The 19,882-nt window shown below is 63.7% G+C and carries 17 protein-coding genes and 1 tRNA gene; 5 read left to right on the forward strand and 13 right to left on the reverse strand.

Annotation, left to right across the window (positions count from 1 at the left end):
- Positions 1–153: 153 nt before the first annotated feature.
- From HV773_RS14430 to HV773_RS14445, 4 genes are read right to left on the reverse strand one after another with little or no spacing between them, the layout of a single operon-like run.
- Positions 154–1,788, reverse strand: coding sequence for an ABC transporter ATP-binding protein (locus HV773_RS14430; RefSeq protein WP_227875381.1), 1,635 nt, complete (start codon positions 1,786–1,788; stop codon positions 154–156).
- Positions 1,785–2,891, reverse strand: a complete 1,107-nt coding sequence (locus HV773_RS14435; RefSeq protein ID WP_377731236.1) for an ABC transporter permease — start codon at positions 2,889–2,891, stop codon at positions 1,785–1,787. The genes HV773_RS14430 and HV773_RS14435 overlap by 4 nt, the downstream gene beginning before the upstream one ends.
- Position 2,892: 1 nt before the next feature.
- A complete protein-coding gene (locus HV773_RS14440) occupies positions 2,893–3,930 on the reverse strand; it encodes a microcin C ABC transporter permease YejB (protein ID WP_129561858.1) in 1,038 nt (345 codons plus the stop codon).
- 34 nt (positions 3,931–3,964) lie between these two features.
- Positions 3,965–5,794: an extracellular solute-binding protein gene (locus HV773_RS14445; RefSeq protein ID WP_129561857.1), complete on the reverse strand. Its 1,830-nt coding sequence runs from the start codon at positions 5,792–5,794 to the stop codon at positions 3,965–3,967.
- Positions 5,795–6,026: 232 nt separating this feature from the next.
- On the opposite strand from HV773_RS14445, the gene fabI reads away from it, so the two are divergent.
- A complete protein-coding gene (gene fabI / locus HV773_RS14450; protein WP_129561856.1) occupies positions 6,027–6,818 on the forward strand; it encodes an enoyl-ACP reductase FabI in 792 nt (263 codons plus the stop codon).
- A gap of 117 nt (positions 6,819–6,935) precedes the next feature.
- On the opposite strand, the gene HV773_RS14455 is transcribed toward fabI, so the two are convergent.
- The 7 genes from HV773_RS14455 to cysS all read right to left on the reverse strand — a co-directional run bounded on the left by HV773_RS14455 (position 6,936) and on the right by cysS (position 14,645).
- Positions 6,936–7,283, reverse strand: a complete 348-nt coding sequence (locus HV773_RS14455; RefSeq protein ID WP_129561855.1) for a hypothetical protein — start codon at positions 7,281–7,283, stop codon at positions 6,936–6,938.
- A 424-nt stretch (positions 7,284–7,707) separates the two neighbouring features.
- Positions 7,708–7,801, reverse strand: a tRNA-Ser gene (locus tag HV773_RS14460).
- Between the two features lie 151 nt (positions 7,802–7,952).
- On the reverse strand, positions 7,953–9,203 hold the full coding sequence (locus HV773_RS14465) for an aspartate kinase (protein WP_129561854.1): 1,251 nt from the start codon (positions 9,201–9,203) through the stop codon (positions 7,953–7,955).
- A 388-nt stretch (positions 9,204–9,591) separates the two neighbouring features.
- Positions 9,592–11,058 carry a tRNA lysidine(34) synthetase TilS gene (gene tilS, locus HV773_RS14470; RefSeq protein WP_129561853.1) on the reverse strand — a complete coding sequence of 489 codons (1,467 nt, stop codon included), beginning with the start codon at positions 11,056–11,058 and terminating at the stop codon, positions 9,592–9,594.
- Between the two features lie 48 nt (positions 11,059–11,106).
- Complete coding sequence (locus tag HV773_RS14475; protein ID WP_129561852.1) at positions 11,107–12,078, reverse strand: acetyl-CoA carboxylase carboxyltransferase subunit alpha; 972 nt, start codon at positions 12,076–12,078, stop codon at positions 11,107–11,109.
- Positions 12,079–12,255: 177 nt separating this feature from the next.
- Positions 12,256–13,200, reverse strand: a complete 945-nt coding sequence (locus HV773_RS14480; protein WP_129561851.1) for a DNA-3-methyladenine glycosylase family protein — start codon at positions 13,198–13,200, stop codon at positions 12,256–12,258.
- Between the two features lie 47 nt (positions 13,201–13,247).
- A complete protein-coding gene (gene cysS, locus HV773_RS14485; RefSeq protein WP_129561850.1) occupies positions 13,248–14,645 on the reverse strand; it encodes a cysteine--tRNA ligase in 1,398 nt (465 codons plus the stop codon).
- A gap of 320 nt (positions 14,646–14,965) precedes the next feature.
- Here cysS and HV773_RS14490 point away from each other — a divergent pair, with 320 nt between their 5' ends.
- From HV773_RS14490 to HV773_RS14505, 4 genes are all read left to right on the forward strand, one after another.
- The gene (locus HV773_RS14490) at positions 14,966–15,679 is read left to right on the forward strand and encodes a tetratricopeptide repeat protein (RefSeq protein ID WP_162497807.1); all 714 of its coding nucleotides are present in this window, start codon (positions 14,966–14,968) and stop codon (positions 15,677–15,679) included.
- A 70-nt stretch (positions 15,680–15,749) separates the two neighbouring features.
- Positions 15,750–16,331, forward strand: a complete 582-nt coding sequence (locus HV773_RS14495) for a peptidylprolyl isomerase (protein WP_129561848.1) — start codon at positions 15,750–15,752, stop codon at positions 16,329–16,331.
- 116 nt (positions 16,332–16,447) lie between these two features.
- Positions 16,448–16,942, forward strand: coding sequence for a peptidylprolyl isomerase (locus HV773_RS14500; RefSeq protein WP_129561847.1), 495 nt, complete (start codon positions 16,448–16,450; stop codon positions 16,940–16,942).
- Positions 16,943–16,966: 24 nt separating this feature from the next.
- The gene (locus HV773_RS14505; RefSeq protein ID WP_129561846.1) at positions 16,967–17,764 is read left to right on the forward strand and encodes a UDP-2,3-diacylglucosamine diphosphatase; all 798 of its coding nucleotides are present in this window, start codon (positions 16,967–16,969) and stop codon (positions 17,762–17,764) included.
- Positions 17,765–17,812: 48 nt separating this feature from the next.
- On the opposite strand, the gene cysE is transcribed toward HV773_RS14505, so the two are convergent.
- Both cysE and HV773_RS14515 read right to left on the reverse strand, forming a co-directional pair.
- The gene (gene cysE / locus HV773_RS14510; protein WP_129561845.1) at positions 17,813–18,634 is read right to left on the reverse strand and encodes a serine O-acetyltransferase; all 822 of its coding nucleotides are present in this window, start codon (positions 18,632–18,634) and stop codon (positions 17,813–17,815) included.
- Between the two features lie 227 nt (positions 18,635–18,861).
- On the reverse strand, positions 18,862–19,716 hold the full coding sequence (locus HV773_RS14515; protein WP_129561844.1) for an RNA methyltransferase: 855 nt from the start codon (positions 19,714–19,716) through the stop codon (positions 18,862–18,864).
- Positions 19,717–19,882 lie beyond the last annotated feature (166 nt).

Raw genomic sequence — 19,882 nt, forward strand, 5'->3', positions numbered from 1 at the left:
GAATAAATGCCCGTAAATCAGGGAGTTAGAAGAAAAGTTTGGACGATAGTAGCCAGTAAGTATTTGTGTGTCAAAACAAATAGAAAAAAACAATTACGATGCGGACCTCATTGGTGAATTTCACCAAAAATACCCCTTAAGTTCCGCGATCGTTCATCGATCAAACGCGGCTTTCAGCAACTTTCGCGTGTAAGGGTGCGCAGGCTCGTCAAAGATTCTTGTTACATCTCCGGTCTCGACAATCGCGCCGTTCTGCATGACCGCAACACGGTGCGCCATCGCGCCAATCACCTCGAGATCGTGGCTGATGAACACGTAGCCGAGATTGTACTTGCGTTGCAAATCGGTCAGTAACCTCAACACCTGTTGCTGGATCGAAACGTCGAGCGCGCTGGTGGGTTCGTCGAGCACAATCACGCGCGGCTCCAGCACGAGCGTGCGTGCAATCGCGATGCGCTGGCGCTGGCCGCCGGAAAACTCGTGCGGGTAACGTTGCAAAACCGTGCGGTCAAGGCCCACTTCCCGCAATACGGACACAATGCGCTTGCGGCGCTCCTCACCGGACAGGTCGGGCCGGTGCAGCGCCAGCCCCTCCCCTACGATGCGCTCGATGGTTTGCCGCGGCGAAAGCGAACTGAACGGGTCCTGAAAAACCACCTGCAGGTGCGAGCGCAGCCCGAGCTTGTCGCGGCCCTGATAGCTCGCGATCAGGCGCCCCTGAAACTCGATCGCGCCGCCCGCGGTTCGTTGCAGACCCAACATCGCCATCGCCAGCGTCGATTTTCCCGAGCCGGACTCGCCGACGATGCCAAGCGTCTCGCCCTGCCGCACCGAGACGCTTGCGTCGTCGACCGCGCGAAAACGGCCGCGCCGCCACCAGCCCGTGAAGCCTGGCAGCTTCGTTGCGAAATCGACGCTCACGTCTTTCGCTTCGAGCAGCACCGGGGCGATCGGCAGCACCGGCAACACGTTGCGCTCGGGTCGGCTTGCGATGAGCCGCTGAGTATAGGGATGCTCCGGGGCTGAGAAGATCTGCTCGACGCTCCCCGTCTCCACCAGCCTGCCCTTCTCCATCACCGCCACGCGCTGTGCGAAGCGGCGCACGAGATTGAGGTCGTGCGTGATGAGCAGCACCGACATGCCGCCGCCAGGCTTGCTCGCCTCGTCGCGCTGCAACTCGCGCAAGAGTTCGACGATCTGCCCGCGGATCGTCACGTCGAGCGCCGTGGTGGGCTCGTCCGCCAGCAACAGACGCGGGCGGCACGCGAGCGCCATCGCGATCATCACACGCTGGCGCTGGCCGCCCGAAAGCTGATGTGGATAGCTGAACAGACGCCGGCGCGGTTCGGGAATGCCGGTGCGCTCGAGCAGTCTCGCCGCGCGTTCGTACGCTTCCTTCTTCGCCACGCCATCGTGCAGCACGATGGTTTCCGCAATCTGCTCGCCGATCGTATAGAGCGGATTGAGCGCCGTCATCGGCTCCTGGAAGATCATCGCGATGTCGCTGCCGCGCAGGCCGCGCATGGCGCGCTCGCTCTTCGCCAGCAGATCCTCGCCGTCCAGGCGGATTGCGCCCGAGATGCGCGCATCGCTCAAAAGCCGCAGGATCGCGAGCGCGGTCACGGTCTTGCCCGAGCCCGATTCGCCGACGAGCGCCACGCGCTCACCGCGCCCGATGGAGAGCGCGACATCGTCCACGGCGAGCGTCTCGCCGAAGCGCACGCTCAGATGCTCGATCGTGAGCAACGGCTCGGCATTCGCGCCGACATCGTTTGGCAATGCGCTCACTGGTTGCCTCCGGCCTTCATCGCGTCGGAGATGCGCGTGTCGAGTGCGTTGCGCAGCGCATCGCCCATGAACGTGAGCAGCAGCAAGGTCACGACGAGCACGCCGAACGTCGACATCGAGATCCACCATGCGTCGAGATTGCCTTTGCCCTGCGCGAGCAATTCGCCGAGGCTCGGCGTGGGCGGCGGCACGCCCAGGCCGAGAAAGTCGAGGCTCGTGAGCGCGAGAATCGAACCGCTCATGCGAAACGGCAAAAATGTGATGACGGGCGTGAGACTGTTGGGCAGCACGTGGCGCCAGATGATCTGCCAGTTCGAGAGGCCCATGGCGCGCGCGGCGACCACGTAGTCCTGGTTGCGATTACGCAGGAACTCGGCGCGCACGTAGTCGGAAAGCCCAATCCAGCCGAATAGCGAGAGCAGCACGATCAGCAGGATGAAGCCCGGCTCGAAGATCGAAGCGAATATGATGAGCAGATAGAGCTCGGGCATCGCGCTCCAGATCTCGATCAGGCGCTGCCCGACGATGTCGACGCGCCCGCCGAAGTAGCCCTGAACCGCCCCCGCCAGCACGCCGAGCAGCGTGCCGATGGCGGTCAGCACGAGCGCGAACTCCACCGAAACTCGAAAGCCATACAGCAGCCGCGCGAACAGATCGCGCCCGCTCGCGTCCGTGCCGAGCCAGTTATCGCGCGACGGCGGCGCCGGATTCGGCACCTTCGAAAAATAATTGAGCGTGTCGTAGTAGTACGGATTCGGCGGATAGATTGCGAAGTTGCCGGGCGCGTCGAAGCGGTGGCGAATGTAGGGGTCGAGATAATCGGCGGGCGTCGGGAAATCGCCACCGAAGGTCGTCTCCGGATACGACTTGAAGAGCGGGAAATAGAGATGTCCGTCGTAGCGCACCACGAGTGGCTTGTCGTTGCACCAGAGCGGGCCTGCGAGACTCGCCGCGAACGCGATCACGAAAACGATCAGGCTCCAGTAGCCGAGGCGCTGCTGCTTGAAGCGCAGCCACACCCGGCGTGCGGGTGTGGGTGACTTGAAAGCGCGCACGCTCTCGGTGCGCAGTTCGGGTTCGGCGCCGGCGCGGGTTCGGTTCAACTCAGCGCTCCAGTTGTTCGAATTGAATGCGGGGGTCGACCCACACGTAGCAGAGATCGGAGATGAGCTTGGTCAGGAGTCCGATCAACGTGAAGAGATAGAGCGTGCCGAGCACGACGGGATAGTCGCGCCGCACCACCGACTCATAGGACAGCAGACCGAGACCGTCGAGCGAAAACAGCGTTTCGATCAGCAGGCTCCCCGTGAAGAACGCGCCGATGAACGCAGCCGGAAACCCGACCACAAGCGGCAGCAGCGCGTTGCGAAACACATGCTTCCATAGCACGGTGCGTTCGGACAGGCCCTTCGCACGCGCGGTCAGCACGTACTGGCGGCGGATTTCTTCGAGAAACGCGTTCTTCGTGAGCATCGTCGTGACGGCGAAACTCCCCACGACCGAGGCCGTGACCGGCAGTGTGATGTGCCACAGGTAATCGAGAATCTTGCCGCCGAGCGAGAGCGTGTCCCAGTCGTCGGAGGTCAGGTTGCGCAGCGGAAAGAGTTGCAGGAAAGTGCCGCCGCCAAACAGCACGAGCAGCAACACGCCCAGCACGAAGCCCGGTATCGCATAGCCGATCAGCACGATGAGGCTCGTGACGAGATCGAAGCGCGAGCCGTTGCGCACCGCCTTGGCGATACCCAACGGCACCGATATCAGATAGGTGAGAAAGAAGGTCCACAAGCCGATGCTGATCGATACCGGCAGCTTCGAGATAATGAGCGACCACACGCTCTGATGGTGAAAGTAGCTCTGCCCGAGATCGAAGCGCGCGAAACGCCCGAGCATCAGGAAATAGCGCTGGAGCGGAGGTTTATCGAAGCCGTAAAGCTGTTTGAGTTGCGCGATCTGCTGCGCGTCCACGCCGGAATGCGCGCGCATGCCGAACGGCATGCCCTGCTCCGCGCCGCGCTTGAGTTCACGCACCGCCTGCTCGACGGGGCCGCCCGGCACGAACTGGATCACCGCGAAAGTCAGCGTAAGCACGCCGAGCAGCGTCGGGATCATCAGCAACAGGCGTTTGACGATGTAGCTCCACATGATTCTTTGTGTCCGTCAAAAATGGTCGGGCATCTCAGTGCTGCGGCGCGGGCTCGCGGCCAAACCACCACGTCGAAATGATCCAGTCGACCGCGCCATAGTACAGCGGCAGCTTCGCCGGATAAGCCAAGGTATTCTTGTACGCCACGCGGTGCGTCGCGCTGTACCACTGCGGCACAACATAGTAGCCGTGCATCAGCACCCGGTCGAGCGCATGCGTGGCGTCGAGCAGCTGCTCGCGCGATTGCGCCAGCATCAGCGCCTTGAGGATCGCGTCGACGGCCGGCGACTTCAGGCCGATCAGATTGCCCGAACCCGGCTCGTCGGCGGCCTTGCTGCCGAAGCGGTCGAGTTGTTCGGCGCCGGGCACCTGCACGTCGGGGAACTTGATCGTCGTGATATCGAAGTCGAAGGCATCGAGCCGCTTCTGATAAAGCGCGAAGTCCACCGAGCGATAGCTCACCTGGATGCCGAGCCGCGCCAGCGCCTGCGTGTACTGCGCCAGGATCGGCGCCCATTGCGCCGCGGCGCTCGTGTCGTCGAGCACCTCGAGCACAAACGGCTGACCTTGCGCGTTGCGCAGCGCGCCGTCGCGATAAGTCCAGCCGGCATCGGCGAGCAATGCGCGCGCCTTGAGCAGGTTCGCGCGCAGCGAGCCGGGCGGCTTGGTCGACGGCTGCACGGGAGGCGGACCAAATACAGCCGGATCGAGCTGCTTGCGCCACGGCTCGAGCAGCTCGAGTTCACCAGGTGTCGGCAAGCCCTTCGCCTGCAAATCGGTGTTCACGAACCAGCTATCGATGCGCTTGTACTGGCTGTAGAACAGCATGCGGTTGAGCCACTGGAAGTCGAGCGCGAGATCGAGCGCTTCACGCACGCGCACGTCCTGGAACATCGGCTTGCGCAGGTTGATCACATAGCCCTGCATGCCGGTGCCGTTGTGCTGCGGGAACTCGCGCTTGATGAGTTCGCCGCTGTCGAACCTCTTGCCCACGTCGCGGCGCACCCAGTTGCGCGCCACATATTCGACAAGCGCATCATACTCGCCCGCCTTGAAGGCCTCGAGGCGCGCGACGTCGTCCGAATAGAGCTTGTAGACGATGCGCTCAAAGTTGTTCGTACCCACGCGCACGGGCAAATCCTTGCCCCAGTAGTTGGGATCGCGCTTGTACGTGATCGTGCGGCCGTTCGAGTAACGCTCGATCACGTATGGGCCGCTGCCGATCGGTTCTTCAAACGCAATCTGGTCGAACGCAATACGCGTACCGTCCGCCCGCAAGCCCCACTTGTGCGAGAACACCGGCATGCCGCCTGCGATGAGCGGCAACTCGCGATTGTTGCTGTGGAACTCGAAGCGGATCGTTGCCGGGTCGACCACCACGGCACGCACGATTTCGTTGAAATAAGCCTGCATCGATGGCGCGGCCTGACGGCTCTTGAGCATGTCGAGCGAAAACTTGACGTCGGTCGCGGTAACCGGATCGCCGTTCGAGAAATGCGCGCGCGGATTCAAATGAAACGTTACCGACAGGCGATCGGGCGCGATGCGAATATCGTCGGCGAGCAAGCCGTACGCCGACGCCACCTCGTCCATGCTGCCCGTCGTCAGGCTCTCGAAAATCATGCCGAGGCCCGGCGCCGAGTTGCCGCGCATCGTGAACGGATTGAACTTGTCGAAGCTCGTGAGCCGGTCGGGATTCGCGAGCACCAGCGTACCGCCCTTGGGCGCATCCGGGTTCACGTAATCGAAGTGCTTGAAGTCCTGCGGGTACTTCGGCTCGCCGTATTGAGCGATCGCGTAGACCGCGTGCGCCGAAGGCATGGTCGCGAATACGAAGGCGAGCACGAGCGCCAAGCCCGGCATGCGCCGCCCTGCCCAGCCAGCCCAACCGGTACACAGCGGCGCGGAACCCCGATCAAGACTCCAGCCAGGAACCGTTGCTCCACGCGCCGTGCGCGTTCTCCTGCCTCGCGTTCCTGTCGTCATAGAAAGGGATTTGTCCAGGGTGCCGTGTCAATTGTGAGAGAATTCTACCCAAACCACGCGGCGCCGCCTCTACAGGCGCCCGGTGCATTGAACCTGTTCAGGAGAATTCATGGGCTTCCTCGCTGGCAAACGCATTTTGTTGACCGGCCTGCTGTCGAACCGATCGATCGCGTATGGCATTGCGCAAGCATGCAAGCGCGAAGGCGCGGAACTGGCGTTCACGTACGTCGGCGAGCGCTTCAAGGACCGCATTACCGAATTCGCGCAGGAATTCGGCAGCAACCTCATTTTCCCCTGCGATGTGGCCGACGACGCGCAAATCGAAGCGCTCTTCACCGACCTCAAGCAGCACTGGGGCACGCTAGATGGTCTCGTCCACTCGATCGGCTTCGCACCGCGCGAAGCCATCGCGGGCGACTTCCTCGACGGCATGACACGCGAGAATTTCCGCATCGCTCACGATATCTCGGCCTACAGCTTCCCCGCGCTCGCCAAGGCCGCGCAGCCGATGCTCGCCGCCAATGCCTCGCTCCTCACGATGACCTATCTCGGCGCGGAGCGCGCGATCCCGAACTACAACACGATGGGTCTCGCGAAGGCCTCGCTCGAAGCGAGCGTGCGCTACCTCGCCGTATCGCTCGGCGCCAAGGGCGTGCGCGTGAACGGCATCTCGGCCGGCCCGATCAAGACGCTCGCGGCAAGCGGCATCAAGAGCTTCGGCAAGATCCTCGACTTCGTCGAGCACAACGCGCCGCTGCAGCGTAACGTGACGATCGAGCAAGTTGGCAACACGGCTGCGTTCCTGCTCTCCGATCTGGCGGGCGGCGTGACGGCGGAAATCGTCCACGTCGACGCGGGCTTTAACGCCGTGGTCGGTGGCATGGCGGGCCTCAGCGAATAACGTACCGCCAGTCCTGCCTGCGCCTCGTTGCGCTGGCAACCGTAGCAAGTAAAAAGCCGCCCTCGGGCGGCTTTTCTTTTGACCTCGTTCAGTCCATCACTACAAGTACGAACTGACTTAGTGCCAATGTCCCGGAGGGCCGCCATGATCGCGGTCATAATGGCCACGGCCATGATCGTAGCCGCCATGATGGCGATACCAGTCGTCGCGGTTCCAGTAGCGGCGGCCATCCCAATAGCGGTTGCCGTACCAGCCCACCACGATGGCCGGCGGCGCGGCATAGACGGGCGCAGGCTGATAGACCACAGGCGGCGGAGGCGGCGGAACATAGACCGGTTGCGGAGCGACGTAAACCGGGGCCGGAATACCGATGTTGACGCCGACGCTCACGCCGGCCATAGCCGCACTCGATGCACCGATAGCCAAGCCCGCGACCAGCATTGCAACAACACGAGCGAACTTCATGAACTCACCTTTTGGGGTTGATGTTTTGTTGGGGCCAATATAGCGCAGGCTCCCGGACCGCGTATTTCAACATTGTAATAACTGATGCACAAAACCACTGTGAGTTCGTCTGCGTAACGTCTGGTTACACCCGTGGCCAATTTGCAATCGCGCCCGCGCGGCATAAACGTAATTCACCCCATTCAGCTGTAACCCGGCTCGTTTGCGGCTTCAACTGAAACCTGGAAAAATCAACGGCCGACACACAAAAGCCATTGCGCCATTCAATTCGGCATCCTTATAAAGATTCGAACGGACAATAACGCCGTAGCGTTAATGCGAGGTGCGATGAAATGAATAGCCCGGTTGATTACGCCCACACAATTCGCACCGGAAAAAACAAAAACCCCGCAAGCCGAGACTTGCGGGGTTTCGCCGCCATTACTGGCGGAGACGGAGGGATTCGAACCCTCGATCCAGGTTTTGGCCCAGATGCTCCCTTAGCAGGGGAGTGCCTTCGACCTCTCGGCCACGTCTCCCGAAAACTTCGTTCGCGCCAGGGAGGCAGCGCAACGAAGCCAAGATAATAGCGGGTTCGAACGTTCTGGTCAATTTTTAAGACGCACTTTTTTCAAACTTTTTCGTGCGTCCACACAATTGCCCGTCACACCCGCGTCATACGACACCAGCTCAGGCCTGCTCGAGCTCGAATGCCTTGTGCAGCGCGCGCACAGCCAGCTCCATGTACTTCTCGTCGATCAGCACCGAGATCTTGATTTCGGACGTCGAAATCATCTGGATGTTGATGCCCTCTTCCGAAAGCGTGCGGAACATTTTGCTGGCCACGCCCACGTGCGAGCGCATGCCCACGCCGACCACGGAGACCTTCGAGACTTTCGCATCGCCCAGCACCTGCTCGGCGCTCACGTGACCCTTCACCTGGTTCGTGAGGACGTCCATCGCGCGCTGATAGTCGGCACGGGGCACCGTGAACGTGAAGTCGGTCTTGCCGTCCACGCTCTGGTTCTGGATGATCATGTCGACGTCGATGTTCGCGTCCGCCACCGGGCCGAGGATCTGATACGCGATGCCCGGCTTGTCGGGCACGCCCATCACGATGATGCGGGCCTCGTCGCGCTGGAACGCGATACCCGAGATGACTGCTTTTTCCATGGTCTCGTCTTCTTCAAAGGTAATCAGGGTGCCCGACTTCATTTCCTCGTCGAGGGACATCGCCGGGTCGGTCAGGCTGGAGAGCACGCGCGTCTTCACCTGATACTTGCCCGCGAATTCCACCGAGCGGATCTGCAGCACCTTCGAGCCGAGGCTGGCCATTTCCAGCATTTCTTCGAACGTGATGCGATCGAGCCGGCGCGCGTCGTCCACCACGCGCGGGTCGGTCGTGTAGACGCCGTCCACGTCGGTGTAGATGAGGCATTCGTCGGCCTTCAGCGCAGCTGCGACCGCAACCGCCGAGGTGTCCGAGCCGCCGCGGCCGAGCGTGGTGATGTGGCCTTCCGGATCGATGCCCTGGAAGCCCGTGATCACGACCACCTTGCCGGCATCGAGATCGGCCAGCACGCGCTCGCCGTCGATGTCGTTGATGCGCGCCTTGGTGAAAGAGCTGTCGGTTTTGACCGGCACTTGCCAGCCGGTGTAGCTGATGGCGTCCACGCCGGCGTCTTGCAGCGCGATCGACAGCAGACCGACGCTCACCTGTTCGCCGGTCGACGCAATCATGTCGAGCTCGCGCGGGCTCGGCTGCGGCGAAATTTCTTTCGCGAGACCGAGCAGACGATTGGTTTCGCCGGACATCGCCGAGGGCACGACGACCATCTTGTGGCCGGCCTTGTGCCATTTGGCAACGCGCTTGGCAACGTTCTTGATGCGCTCGACCGAGCCCATCGAGGTGCCGCCGTATTTGTGTACGATGAGTGCCATTGTCGTTCTGAACTGGAGATGTTACCGCGCTGGCGCACCGAAGACGGCTCGCCCGGTACCGTTCAGACCGCGCGAAGGCTTGGCGCGTGCAGCACACGCGGAATTTGCCCGGGCGGCCGCGAGGCAGCCGCATCGGCATCGTGGAGATACTGATACGCGCTCGCGCGCCCTGCCCGCATACCGCTACGACGTCCTTGCAACCTCGGATACCGCTGAAGGAGACATCGCGTCCTGGCACGGCATGCGCCGCTTTTGACGGCGTCCGTGAACGCGAAAAAGCGGGCTGGACAAACAAGTTACCCTACCCGATCAAGGTCAAAATTACAAGGTGAAATTGGGCCGCAGGGGGCGAAAAAGGCTTGTGTGGCAAGGATTTGCGCCAGCGCGCTTACGCAATCAGCAAATCCTCGCGCCATTCGATGCGCCGCCAGCGCGCTGCATCGTCTTGTGCGCCGAACGCCGAGCGATTCACGCCGATCCGGGGCACGAACAGCAGCGTGCCGCCGACGTACAGCAGCGGCACATCGCGCTCCCACGCCGGCACGCCGCGCGCCTGGAACAGGTTCTTGAGTGTGCGACTCAGGTTCGCGGCCTCGTCGCGCAGGCGCTCGCCGCCCTCTCTCGCACGCGCCACAAGCGGGCCTTCACGCAATACGCTTTCGGGTACGGCATCGGGTTCGCTTGCATCGGCGGGTGCGAAGACGTAGCTGCCTCGCCACGACGGCAGACGCCAGACTTCCTCGCCGCGCCAGTTCATGCTGAGGGGCGCGCGCCCGGAGCCCTCGCCCGCTGTTGTGTCCGCGGCTGCGTCCTCTGCAGCGGCAGGCATCGCTTCCGTACGCGGCGGCGCCCAGGACACGCGGCCCCGATAGCAGCGCAGCGAGCGTCCGGCGTGATCGACCCGCAGCGCATGGCCCTCGCCCCCGCGCGCGATCTCGCGCAACTGGCGCAGCGCGTCCGCGAGTCGCGCCGTCGACGCTGCCGGCAAGCCGAGCGAGCGCATCCAGTAGCGCAGCAAATTGAGCGCGCGCGCGTCGTCGAGTGCGACGAGCGCGGCATGCGAGAGCGTGCCGGAGTCATCATGCCCGACCTCGCGCAGATCAATCTGTGCGAGGTCATCGAGCAAACGCTGCCCAGAAGCGGCATGCGCGGCCGTGCGCGCGAGCGCATCGCGAAAACCGGGGAAATGTGCGGAAAGCGCAGGCAGCACGTCATGGCGCAATGCGTTGCGCGCATAGCGCGTGTCCGCGTTAGATTCGTCCTCGACCCAGTGAAGGTGATACGCGCGCGCATAGCGTTCTAGTTGCGCACGCAACAAATTCAGCAACGGCCGCACGCGCGACGCAGCGCCCGTTACCTCGCGCGCGGGCGGCATCGCGGCAAGCCCCGCCAGCCCCGCGCCACGCAGCAATTGCAGCAAGACGGTTTCGGCCTGATCGTCAGCGTGCTGTGCAAGCCATAGCGACCGCGCGCCCTGCGCTTCGCACATTGCATCGAGCGCGCAGTAGCGCGCCTCGCGCGCCGCCGCTTCCACGCCCATCGCGCCCACCGCGCCTGCTCCATCCTCGCGCGCGAGCGTCACGCGCCGCGCGTCGAACGCCACGCCATAGGCCTGCGCCGTGACCTCGCAATGCGCGAGCCACTGATCAGCGTTCGAACTCAGTCCATGATGTACGTGCAGCGCCACGAGTCGCGCCGCGCCCGCCATGCGCACCGCCGCGTCGAGCAGCACCGACGAGTCGAGACCGCCGCTGAACGCAATGGCGATGCGCGCATCGGCGGGGAGCCTGGAAAGCACAACGCCGAGCGCATCGAGAACGATGCGCCCGGCGTCGGATTCGGGATGGTCGGTCACGGCATAACGGCGCCTCTCGCGCCGGCTCGCGTCAGCGACGTCACGCGCTTACGCGCCCGGCGTCGTTTCCTTGAACTTGCCGTACTCCATCAGGCGCTCGTAACGGCGCGCCTTCAGGTCGGCGATGCTCATGCCCTGGAACTGGCGCAGCGAGTCGGAGAGCGCGCGGCGCAGCAGCGCGGCCATGCCCTTCGGGTCGCGATGCGCGCCGCCGAGCGGCTCGTTCACGATCTTGTCGATCAAACCGAGCGCCTTGAGGCGGTGCGCGGTGAGACCCAGCGCCTCGGCAGCCTCGGGCGCCTTGGCGGCGCTCTTCCACAGAATCGAGGCGCAGCCTTCCGGCGAGATGACGGAATACGTCGAAAATTGCAGCATCATGACCGTATCGGCCACGGCGATCGCGAGCGCGCCGCCCGAACCGCCTTCGCCGATGATCGTCGTGATGATGGGCGTCTTGAGTTCCGCCATCACGTAGAGATTGCGGCCAATGGCTTCCGACTGGCCGCGCTCTTCCGCGCCGATGCCGGGGTAAGCACCCGGCGTGTCGACGAACGTGAAGATGGGCAGGCCGAATTTTTCGGCTAGGCGCATCAGGCGCTCGGCCTTGCGATAGCCTTCCGGACGCGGCATGCCGAAGTTGCGCGCGGCGCGCTCCTTCGTGTCGCGGCCCTTCTGCTGGCCGAGCACCATGCAGGCTTGGCCATTGAAGCGCGCGAGGCCGCCGACGATCGAGAGGTCGTCCGCGTAAGAGCGGTCGCCATGGAGCTCATGGAAATCGGTGAACAGCTCGTGCACGTAGTCGAGCGTGTACGGACGCTGCGGATGACGCGCGATCTGCGAAACCTGCCACGGGCTCAGGTTCGCGTAGAGGTCCTTCGTGAGCTGCTGGCTTTTCTTCGACAGCCGCTCGATCTCTTCCGAAATATCGACGGCCGAATCGTCCTGAACGAAGCGCAGTTCTTCGATCTTCGCTTCGAGTTCAGCGATCGGCTGCTCGAAATCCAGAAACGTGGTTTTCATGTGTTGGAATCCTTGCACTATGCGGCAGCGCGTATTCTAACCGCGCCGGCCATCGTCGAAATCTGAACAGAACTATCGGATTCAGATATCGATAGGAAATAACTGAATAACCGGAGATCGCGGCATCGGCCCGAAAGGGGGTCGGCACAGCCGCGCGCCAGATGGCAACCCCGCTTGTTACGACGGTTCGAGGCTGCGCCACATATACCAGGTTGCGACGGTTCGCCACGGCTCCCAGTTGGCCGCCACTTCACGGGCTTCGCTGCGCGTGACCGGCTCTCCGCTGAAGTAGTTGACGCTGATCGCCTGGATGAGCCCGAGGTCGTCCAGCGGCAGTACGTTGGGGCGCGCGAGATTGAAGATCAGGAACATCTCTGCCGTCCAACGGCCAATGCCGCGAATGGCCGTGAGTTCGGCGATCACGTCCTCGTCGTCCATGCTGGTCCACTTGCCCACGTGGAGCGCACCCGAGACGAAGTGCTGGGCAAGGTCGAGGATGTACTCCGTCTTGCGCTTCGAAAGACCGCACGCCGCCAGCTTTTCGTGGCCGAGCTTGAGGAACTGTTGCGGCACGAGCTTCGGGCATGCGGACTCGACGCGTTGCCACAACGCCTGGGCCGCCGCCGTCGAGATCTGCTGGCCGACCACCGAGCGCGCGAGCGTGACGAACGGGTCGTCGCTGCTCATGAGATGCACGGGGCCGAACTTCGGAATGAGCTTCTTGAGGATGCGGTCGCGCTTGACGAGATCCGCGCAAGCCTTGTCCCAGTAATCGGGACGCGCGACCTCCGGCTCGTTGCTGCGCGCGGCAACTGACAGCGCCTGCGCACCTTCACCGGATGCGGAACCCTCGGGTAGAGCGCTCGTCATCGGCACTGCGCCGTCGAGCGCGCCATTGCCCTTCGCGCGCGCCGGCCTGGCAGCGCCCGCCTTGACTGCGCCATTGGGTGCGCGATGCTCGGCCTGCGCCTTCGCGCCGGCCTTCTTCGCGCCGTCGACTGTAACGGTGTCGTCTTGCTGCGCCTTCAAGGCGTCAGTGCGCGCGGCGCGCCTTTTGGCCTCGCCTGCCGCGCCCGTGAGCGACGCAGAGCGCTTTGCCTGCGTCTTCGTGGCCGTTGCCATCCTGCCTCCTGCCTCGCGAATCGATCAGTGGAAACTGGACAGCCCGCTTACACGCGGCGCCACTCGGTCAACCCGCCCGGTTTGTCTTCGAGCGCGACACCGGCATCGAGCAGTTCGGCCCGGATCCGGTCCGCCTCCGCATACTGTTTCGTCTGCTTCGCGGCGGTGCGCGCCGCGATCTTAGCCTCAATCGCGGCCACATCGAGCGCGCCCGCATCCTGCGCGCCCGCAGCCTGCTGCAGGAACACGCGCGGCTCGCGCACCAGCACGCCGAGCACGCGCCCGAGGCGCTGCAACTGACGCGCCAGCAGGGCGTCGCGCGAGCGGTTCACTTCGGTTGCCAGCTCGAACAGCACCGAGATGGCAACAGGCGTATTGAAATCGTCGTTCATTGCCGCCTGGAAACGCTGCGCGTGCGCCTCGTTCCAGTCGAGCTCGCCCGTATCGGGCGTCACATCCTTGAGCGCCGTGTACAGACGCGTGAGCGCATTGCGCGCATCGTCGAGGTGCACGTCGCTGTAATTGAGCGGCGAACGGTAATGCGCGCGCGCCATGAAAAAGCGCACCACTTCCGCGTCGTACTTCGCCAGCACTTCGCGGATCGTGAAGAAGTTGCCGAGCGACTTCGACATCTTCTCGTTGTCGATCTGCACGAAACCGTTGTGCATCCAGTAATTGACGAACTTCTCGCCGGTCGCGCCTTCGCTTTGCGCAATCTCGTTCTCATGGTGCGGAAACTGCAGATCCTGGCCGCCGCCATGAATGTCGAAATGCTTGCCGAGCAGCGTGCAGCCCATCGCCGAACATTCGATGTGCCAGCCCGGACGACCGCGCCCATACTTCGAGTCCCAGCTCGTGTCGGCGGGTTCTTCCGCTTTTGCCTGTTTCCACAGCACGAAGTCAAGCGGATCCTGCTTGGCGTCGTTCGCCGCCACACGTTCGCCCGCGCGCAGGTCCTCGATCGACTTGCCCGACAGCGCGCCATAGCTCGCGAATTTGCGCACCGCGTAATTCACGTCGCCGTCTGTGCCCTGGTAGGCGTAGCCATTGCTTTCCAGCATGCCGATCATGTCGAGCATCTGCGGGATGTACTGCGTCGCGCGCGGCTCGAGGTCGGGACGCTCGACGCCGAGCGCATCGGCGTCTTCGTGCAGCGCATCGATGAAACGGTCGGTCAGCGATTTGATCGTCTCGCCGTTCTCCACCGCTCGACGAATGATCTTGTCGTCGATGTCGGTGATATTGCGCACGTAGGTCACTTTGTAGCCGAGCGTGCGCAGCCAGCGCTGCACGACGTCGAACACCACCATCACGCGCGCGTGCCCCACATGGCAATAGTCGTACACCGTCATCCCGCAGACGTACATGCGTACGACGCCGGGCTCGATTGGCACGAAGTTTTGCTTGTCACGCGCGAGCGTGTTGTAGATGCGCAGTGATTCCATAGAGACGATGGATACGTGGGTCGAAAGAAGTCCGCGACAGCGCCGACAACAGCCCGCGAGCGAAAGCACCGCGTTGCTCGAGGCTGCGTACAGTCGCGCTCAATCAGTCATCAGGGCGGAGACGACCACGAGTAGCGAAAGAAAGCCTGGCGTGCCGCGAAAGCTGTCCGGAAGCGACGAACCGGCCGGCCACAATGAGCCGCGACGAACCGGAGCAGACGCTCGACAGGCACTCGCTGTCGCGCGGCCAAAAGCGCGCGACGAAAACGCACAGACCTTTTGTTAGAATGGCTCGGAGTATAACACCGCGACCTTCCCCTATGAAATCTTCCAGCGGCTGCGCGCCCCGCGCTGCGACCATTGCCGCGGCAGCTCTCGCGAGCGTCGCGTTCGTCTTCGGCGGCGCGTTCGTGGCGCATGCCGTGCCGCCCGCCAACGCCGACGGCACGCCCGGCGCCGACGCGGCAATCGCCCAACGCAACTGGGCGGCGGCGCTCACGGAGCTGGACGCGCGCATCAAGTCGAATCCGCGCGACGTGCAGGCGAAGTTCAAGCGCGCGACCATCCTCGCGCGCCTTGGCCGCGACGACGACGCGATCGAAGCCTTCACCGAGCTCACCCAGACCTACCCCGAGCTGCCCGAGCCCTATAACAACCTCGCGACGCTCTACGCGAAGCATGGCCGCTATGAAGAGGCGCGCGTCGCGCTCGAGACGGCCACGAAGGCCAATCCGTCGTACAGTCTCGCGTGGGAAAACCTCGGCGATCTGTATCTGCGCATGGCCGACGCGTCGTACCGCCACGCAAGCAGCCTCGGCCACACGAGCGGCGCAACGCAACAGCGCCTCGCCGACATCGAAAAAATCGTCAACCCGCCAGCTGCCCAGAAGAAGAAATCGCGTGCAGCAGCAGCGGTAGCCGCGCCGGAAGCCGAGACGACGACCGTGAGTCCGATGCTCGACAATCCGGTGTACCAGTTCGGCGGCCCCACTGGGTCGCTCGCGACGCCGCCCTTCGTGGCGCCTTCGCGCTAAGCCGCAGCGCGCCTCGCATTTATCCGGCGGCGCGCAGCGACACGTTTTCCCCGTACTTCCGAGGACACTCATGAAATGGTTGATGTTGGCGCTCGGCAGCGCCGCCCTGATTGCGAACGCGCCCGCCTTTGCGCAAGCCGGCCAGCAGGCCGCGCATCCGCAGGTGCTCTTCAAGACCAGTGAAGGCGACATTCGCGTCGAACTCTATCCCGAGAAAGCGCCCAAGTCCGTCGACAACTTCCTCCAGTACGTGAAGTCCGGCCAGTACAACGGCACGATCTTCCATCGCGTGATCCGCGGCTTCATGATCCAGGGCGGCGGCTACACTACGAGCTTCGTCGAGAAGCCCACGCGCGCGCCTATTCCACTCGAGAGCAAGAACGGCCTGAAGAACGTCACCGGCACCCTCGCGATGGCGCGCACGAGCGACCCGAACTCAGCCACGGCGCAGTTCTTCATCAACACGGTGGATAACGCCAACCTCGACTATCCGAACCCGGACGGCAACGGCTACGCGGTGTTCGGCAAGGTCACCCAGGGCATGGACGTCGTGAAGAAGATCGAAGCGGCGCCCACCACCTCGCGCGGCCCGATGTCCGACGTGCCGCAAAAGGAAATCGTGATCCAGTCGGCCACCGTCGTCGGCAAGTAATTCCACAATTCATTCGTCACGCAGCGCTGCAACGGTACACGCGAGCGGCCACACGCCCCGCCTCGTACCGCTACGGCGCCGCCCTTTCCCCCCAAGCCACTGACTAAGGATCCATCATGGTCGAACTGCACACGAACCACGGCGTCATCAAGCTCGAACTGAACGCCGAGAAGGCACCGAAAACGGTCGCCAACTTCCTCAACTACGTGAAGAGCGGCCACTACGACGGCACGGTGTTCCACCGCGTCATCGACGGCTTCATGATCCAGGGCGGCGGCTTCGACGCCAGCATGCAGCAAAAGCCCACCCAGGCAACGATCGAGAACGAAGCGAACAACGGCCTGAAGAACGAGCGCGGCTCGATCGCCATGGCGCGCACCAACGATCCGCACTCGGCATCGGCGCAGTTCTTCATCAACGTTGCCGACAACGACTTCCTGAACCACTCGTCGCCGACGCCGCAAGGCTGGGGCTACGCCGTGTTCGGCAAGGTCGTCGACGGCCTCGACGTGGTCGAGAAAATCAAGAAGGTCAAGACGGGTTCGAAGGGCTTTCATCAGGACGTGCCGGTCGAAAACGTCGTGATCGAGAAGGCAGTCGTCGTCGAATAACGTCAAGAGGCGCACGCTTCACTCATGCTGCAGGAAAAGGCATTAAGACACGCCGCTGCGGGCGTGCCCGGCGAGGGCAGACGTCCGCATGCGGCGCGTCCATTTTTCTTCATCTCCGACCTGCACCTGAGTGTAGCCATTCCGCGCACGGTCGCCGCGTTCGAGCATTTCATCAGCGTCACGGCCGATCAGGCCGACTCGGTGTTCATTCTCGGCGACCTCTTCGAATACTGGATCGGCGACGACATGCTCGCCGATCCGTTCGTCGCGCGCATGACCGCGCTGATGCACACGCTCTCCGAGCGCGGCATCGCGCTCTACGTCATGCACGGCAACCGCGACTTCCTGCTGGGCAAGCGCTTCATGCAAGCCGCGGGCGCCATCTGGCTACCCGACCCCATCGCCATCACCGCATTCGGCACGCGCATCGCGCTCGCCCACGGCGACGCGCTGTGCACCGACGATCGTGGCTATCAGTTCTTTCGTCGTTTCGCGCGCAACCGTCTCGCGCAACTGCTCTTTCTCGCGTGGCCGTTCCGCTGGCGCCGCAGACTCGCAGAACGCATGCGCCACAAAAGCGAAGCGGGCCGCGAGCGGCCCACACTGCCGAAATACGATGTCACCGCCAAGGGGGTTGCGACGCTCTTCAGGCGCGCACGCGCGAACACGATCATTCACGGGCACACACATCGCCCCGCGCGCCATCAGGAACCCGGTGGCACGCGCTGGGTACTGCCCGACTGGGACCTCGATCACGGCAAGCCGCGCGGCGGTTATCTGCGCGTCGACGCTGAAGGGTTCAGAATGTTGCCGCTCGATTGAGCAGTAGAAGTTGGGGGCCAGTGGCGTAGAGAAAATGCAGCGCGCAATTCAAACCCGTGTCGCCGCGTTCTCTTGAGTCTCTTCAGACTCGCGCGGCATCGCCCCACCCTCCAACCCCTCCGAAAGCCTGCGCAGTTCCGCGAGCGTCGCATCGGCGCCATGCAGCGCTTCGAGCCGCGCGCCCAGCCGCTCGAGCGCGGCGGCAATCGCATCCACGCGCTGCGTCTGTGTGGCGGCATGATCGATCAAGCCATGAATGGCGAGCGAGACAGGATCATCCGCATTCGGCGTGATGCCGTAGGCGCAGAATCCCTCACGCGCCGCCCCCGGCTTCGCCTGCTCAGGCGTGGTCTTCGCGGGCGCGATAATGCGCGCCGGATTGCCCACCGCAGTACCGCCCGCGGGCACCGGCTTCACGACCACGGCGTTCGAGCCGATCTTCGCCTGCGCGCCCACCGTGAAGCCGCCCAGCACTTTCGCACCCGCGCCCACGATCACTCCGGGGCCAAGCGTCGGATGGCGCTTCGCACCACGCGTGAGCGACGTGCCGCCAAGCGTCACGCCCTGGTAGATCGTGCAGTCGTCGCCGACTTCGGCGGTCTCGCCAATCACCACGCCCATGCCGTGATCGATGAACACGCGCCGCCCAATGGTGGCGCCCGGATGGATCTCGATACCGGTCAAAAAGCGCGCGACCTGCGAGACATAGCGTGCAAGCCAGCGGCGCTTCGCGAGCCAGCAGGCATGGGCAAAGCGATGCAGGACGAGCGCGTGCAGACCCGGATAACAAGTCAGGACTTCCCAGGCGCTGCGGGCGGCGGGATCGCGCTCGCGGATCGTGGCGATGTCTTCGCGAAGTCTCTTGAACATGGCAGTCACACGCTGGACGTGAGGAACATGGGGGAAACGGCCGCGCGTCGCCCTTGGCGCACGCGGCTCATGCACGGCTTTAGCAGCCGGGCTGATTTGCTTGTGATCGAAAATCGATTGTAGGCGAAAGGCGCGCGCAAGCTGGCAAGCCCCCGCGGGCATCAAGGTCGGAGGCGCCGCAGCGGTGTGTCCTCGCGACGCGGCGCGCCACGGGGCTATTTCGCGCCTTATTTGCCCTTGCGCATCAGGATGTGCTTGGCGATCCCGCGCACGATGTTGACCTCCTCGCGCTCGAGCCCGGAGCGCGCGAAGAGCCGTCGCAGCCGCGACATCAACTTTTTCGGGTTGGCGGGGTCGAGAAAATCGAGCGCGATCAGGGCGTTCTCCAGATGCACGTACATGCGCTCGATGTCGTCGCTCGTGGCGAGCGGCGTGCCAGCGGACGCCCCGCCCGGCACCGCCCCCGGCAATGCGATGCCGGGCTCGCCCTCGCCGAGGTACGCGAGCCGCAGTTCGTAGGCCAGCACCTGCACCGCCTGCGCCAGATTGAGCGAGCTATAGGCCGGATTCGCCGGAATGTGGGCGAGCGCGCTGCAGCGCTCGACATCGTCGTTCGAAAGCCCGGTGCGCTCATTGCCGAACACCAGCGCGATGTCGCCATGCGCAACCTGGCGGCAGGCATCCTGCACTGCCTGGCGTGGCGCACCCGGCGGCGGACCATATTCGCGCGTGCGCGCCGTGAGCGCCAACGACCATTGCACGCCCGCGAGGGCATCGGCCAGCGTCGGGACGATATGAGCGGCGGCAAGCACGTCGTCGGCGCCGCTCGCCATCGCGACGGCTTCCGGGTCGCAATGGACCTGCGGTACGCGCGGCGCGACCAGCACGAGCCGCGAAAAACCCATCGTCTTCAGCGCGCGCGCCGCGGCGCCGACGTTGCCCGGGTGGCTGGGCTCGACCAGCACGAAGCGAGTAGACGTGAAACCGCCTCGCAGCGGCTCGTGGGTTTCACCGGCGGGCGATGCGGATGCCGCTGCGGCGGCCGGATGAGCGGAAGGAGCGTGTGAGTCTGGGGGAACCAAGATGAATCTCTGAGGGCAGCAAATATAGAAATTTCTATGTTATCGCGCCTTGGCCGCCCGGCCTATCCGCACCGTCGGACGGGCCTCCATCAGGCACGGCTATCGATACAGCGATAGGAATACCTATATTCGGGTAAAATACGAGATTCGCGCGTTTTCGGCCGGC

It is taken from the genome of Paraburkholderia caffeinitolerans, assembly GCF_902859945.1.
Taxonomy (GTDB): Bacteria; Pseudomonadota; Gammaproteobacteria; order Burkholderiales; family Burkholderiaceae; genus Paraburkholderia; species Paraburkholderia caffeinitolerans.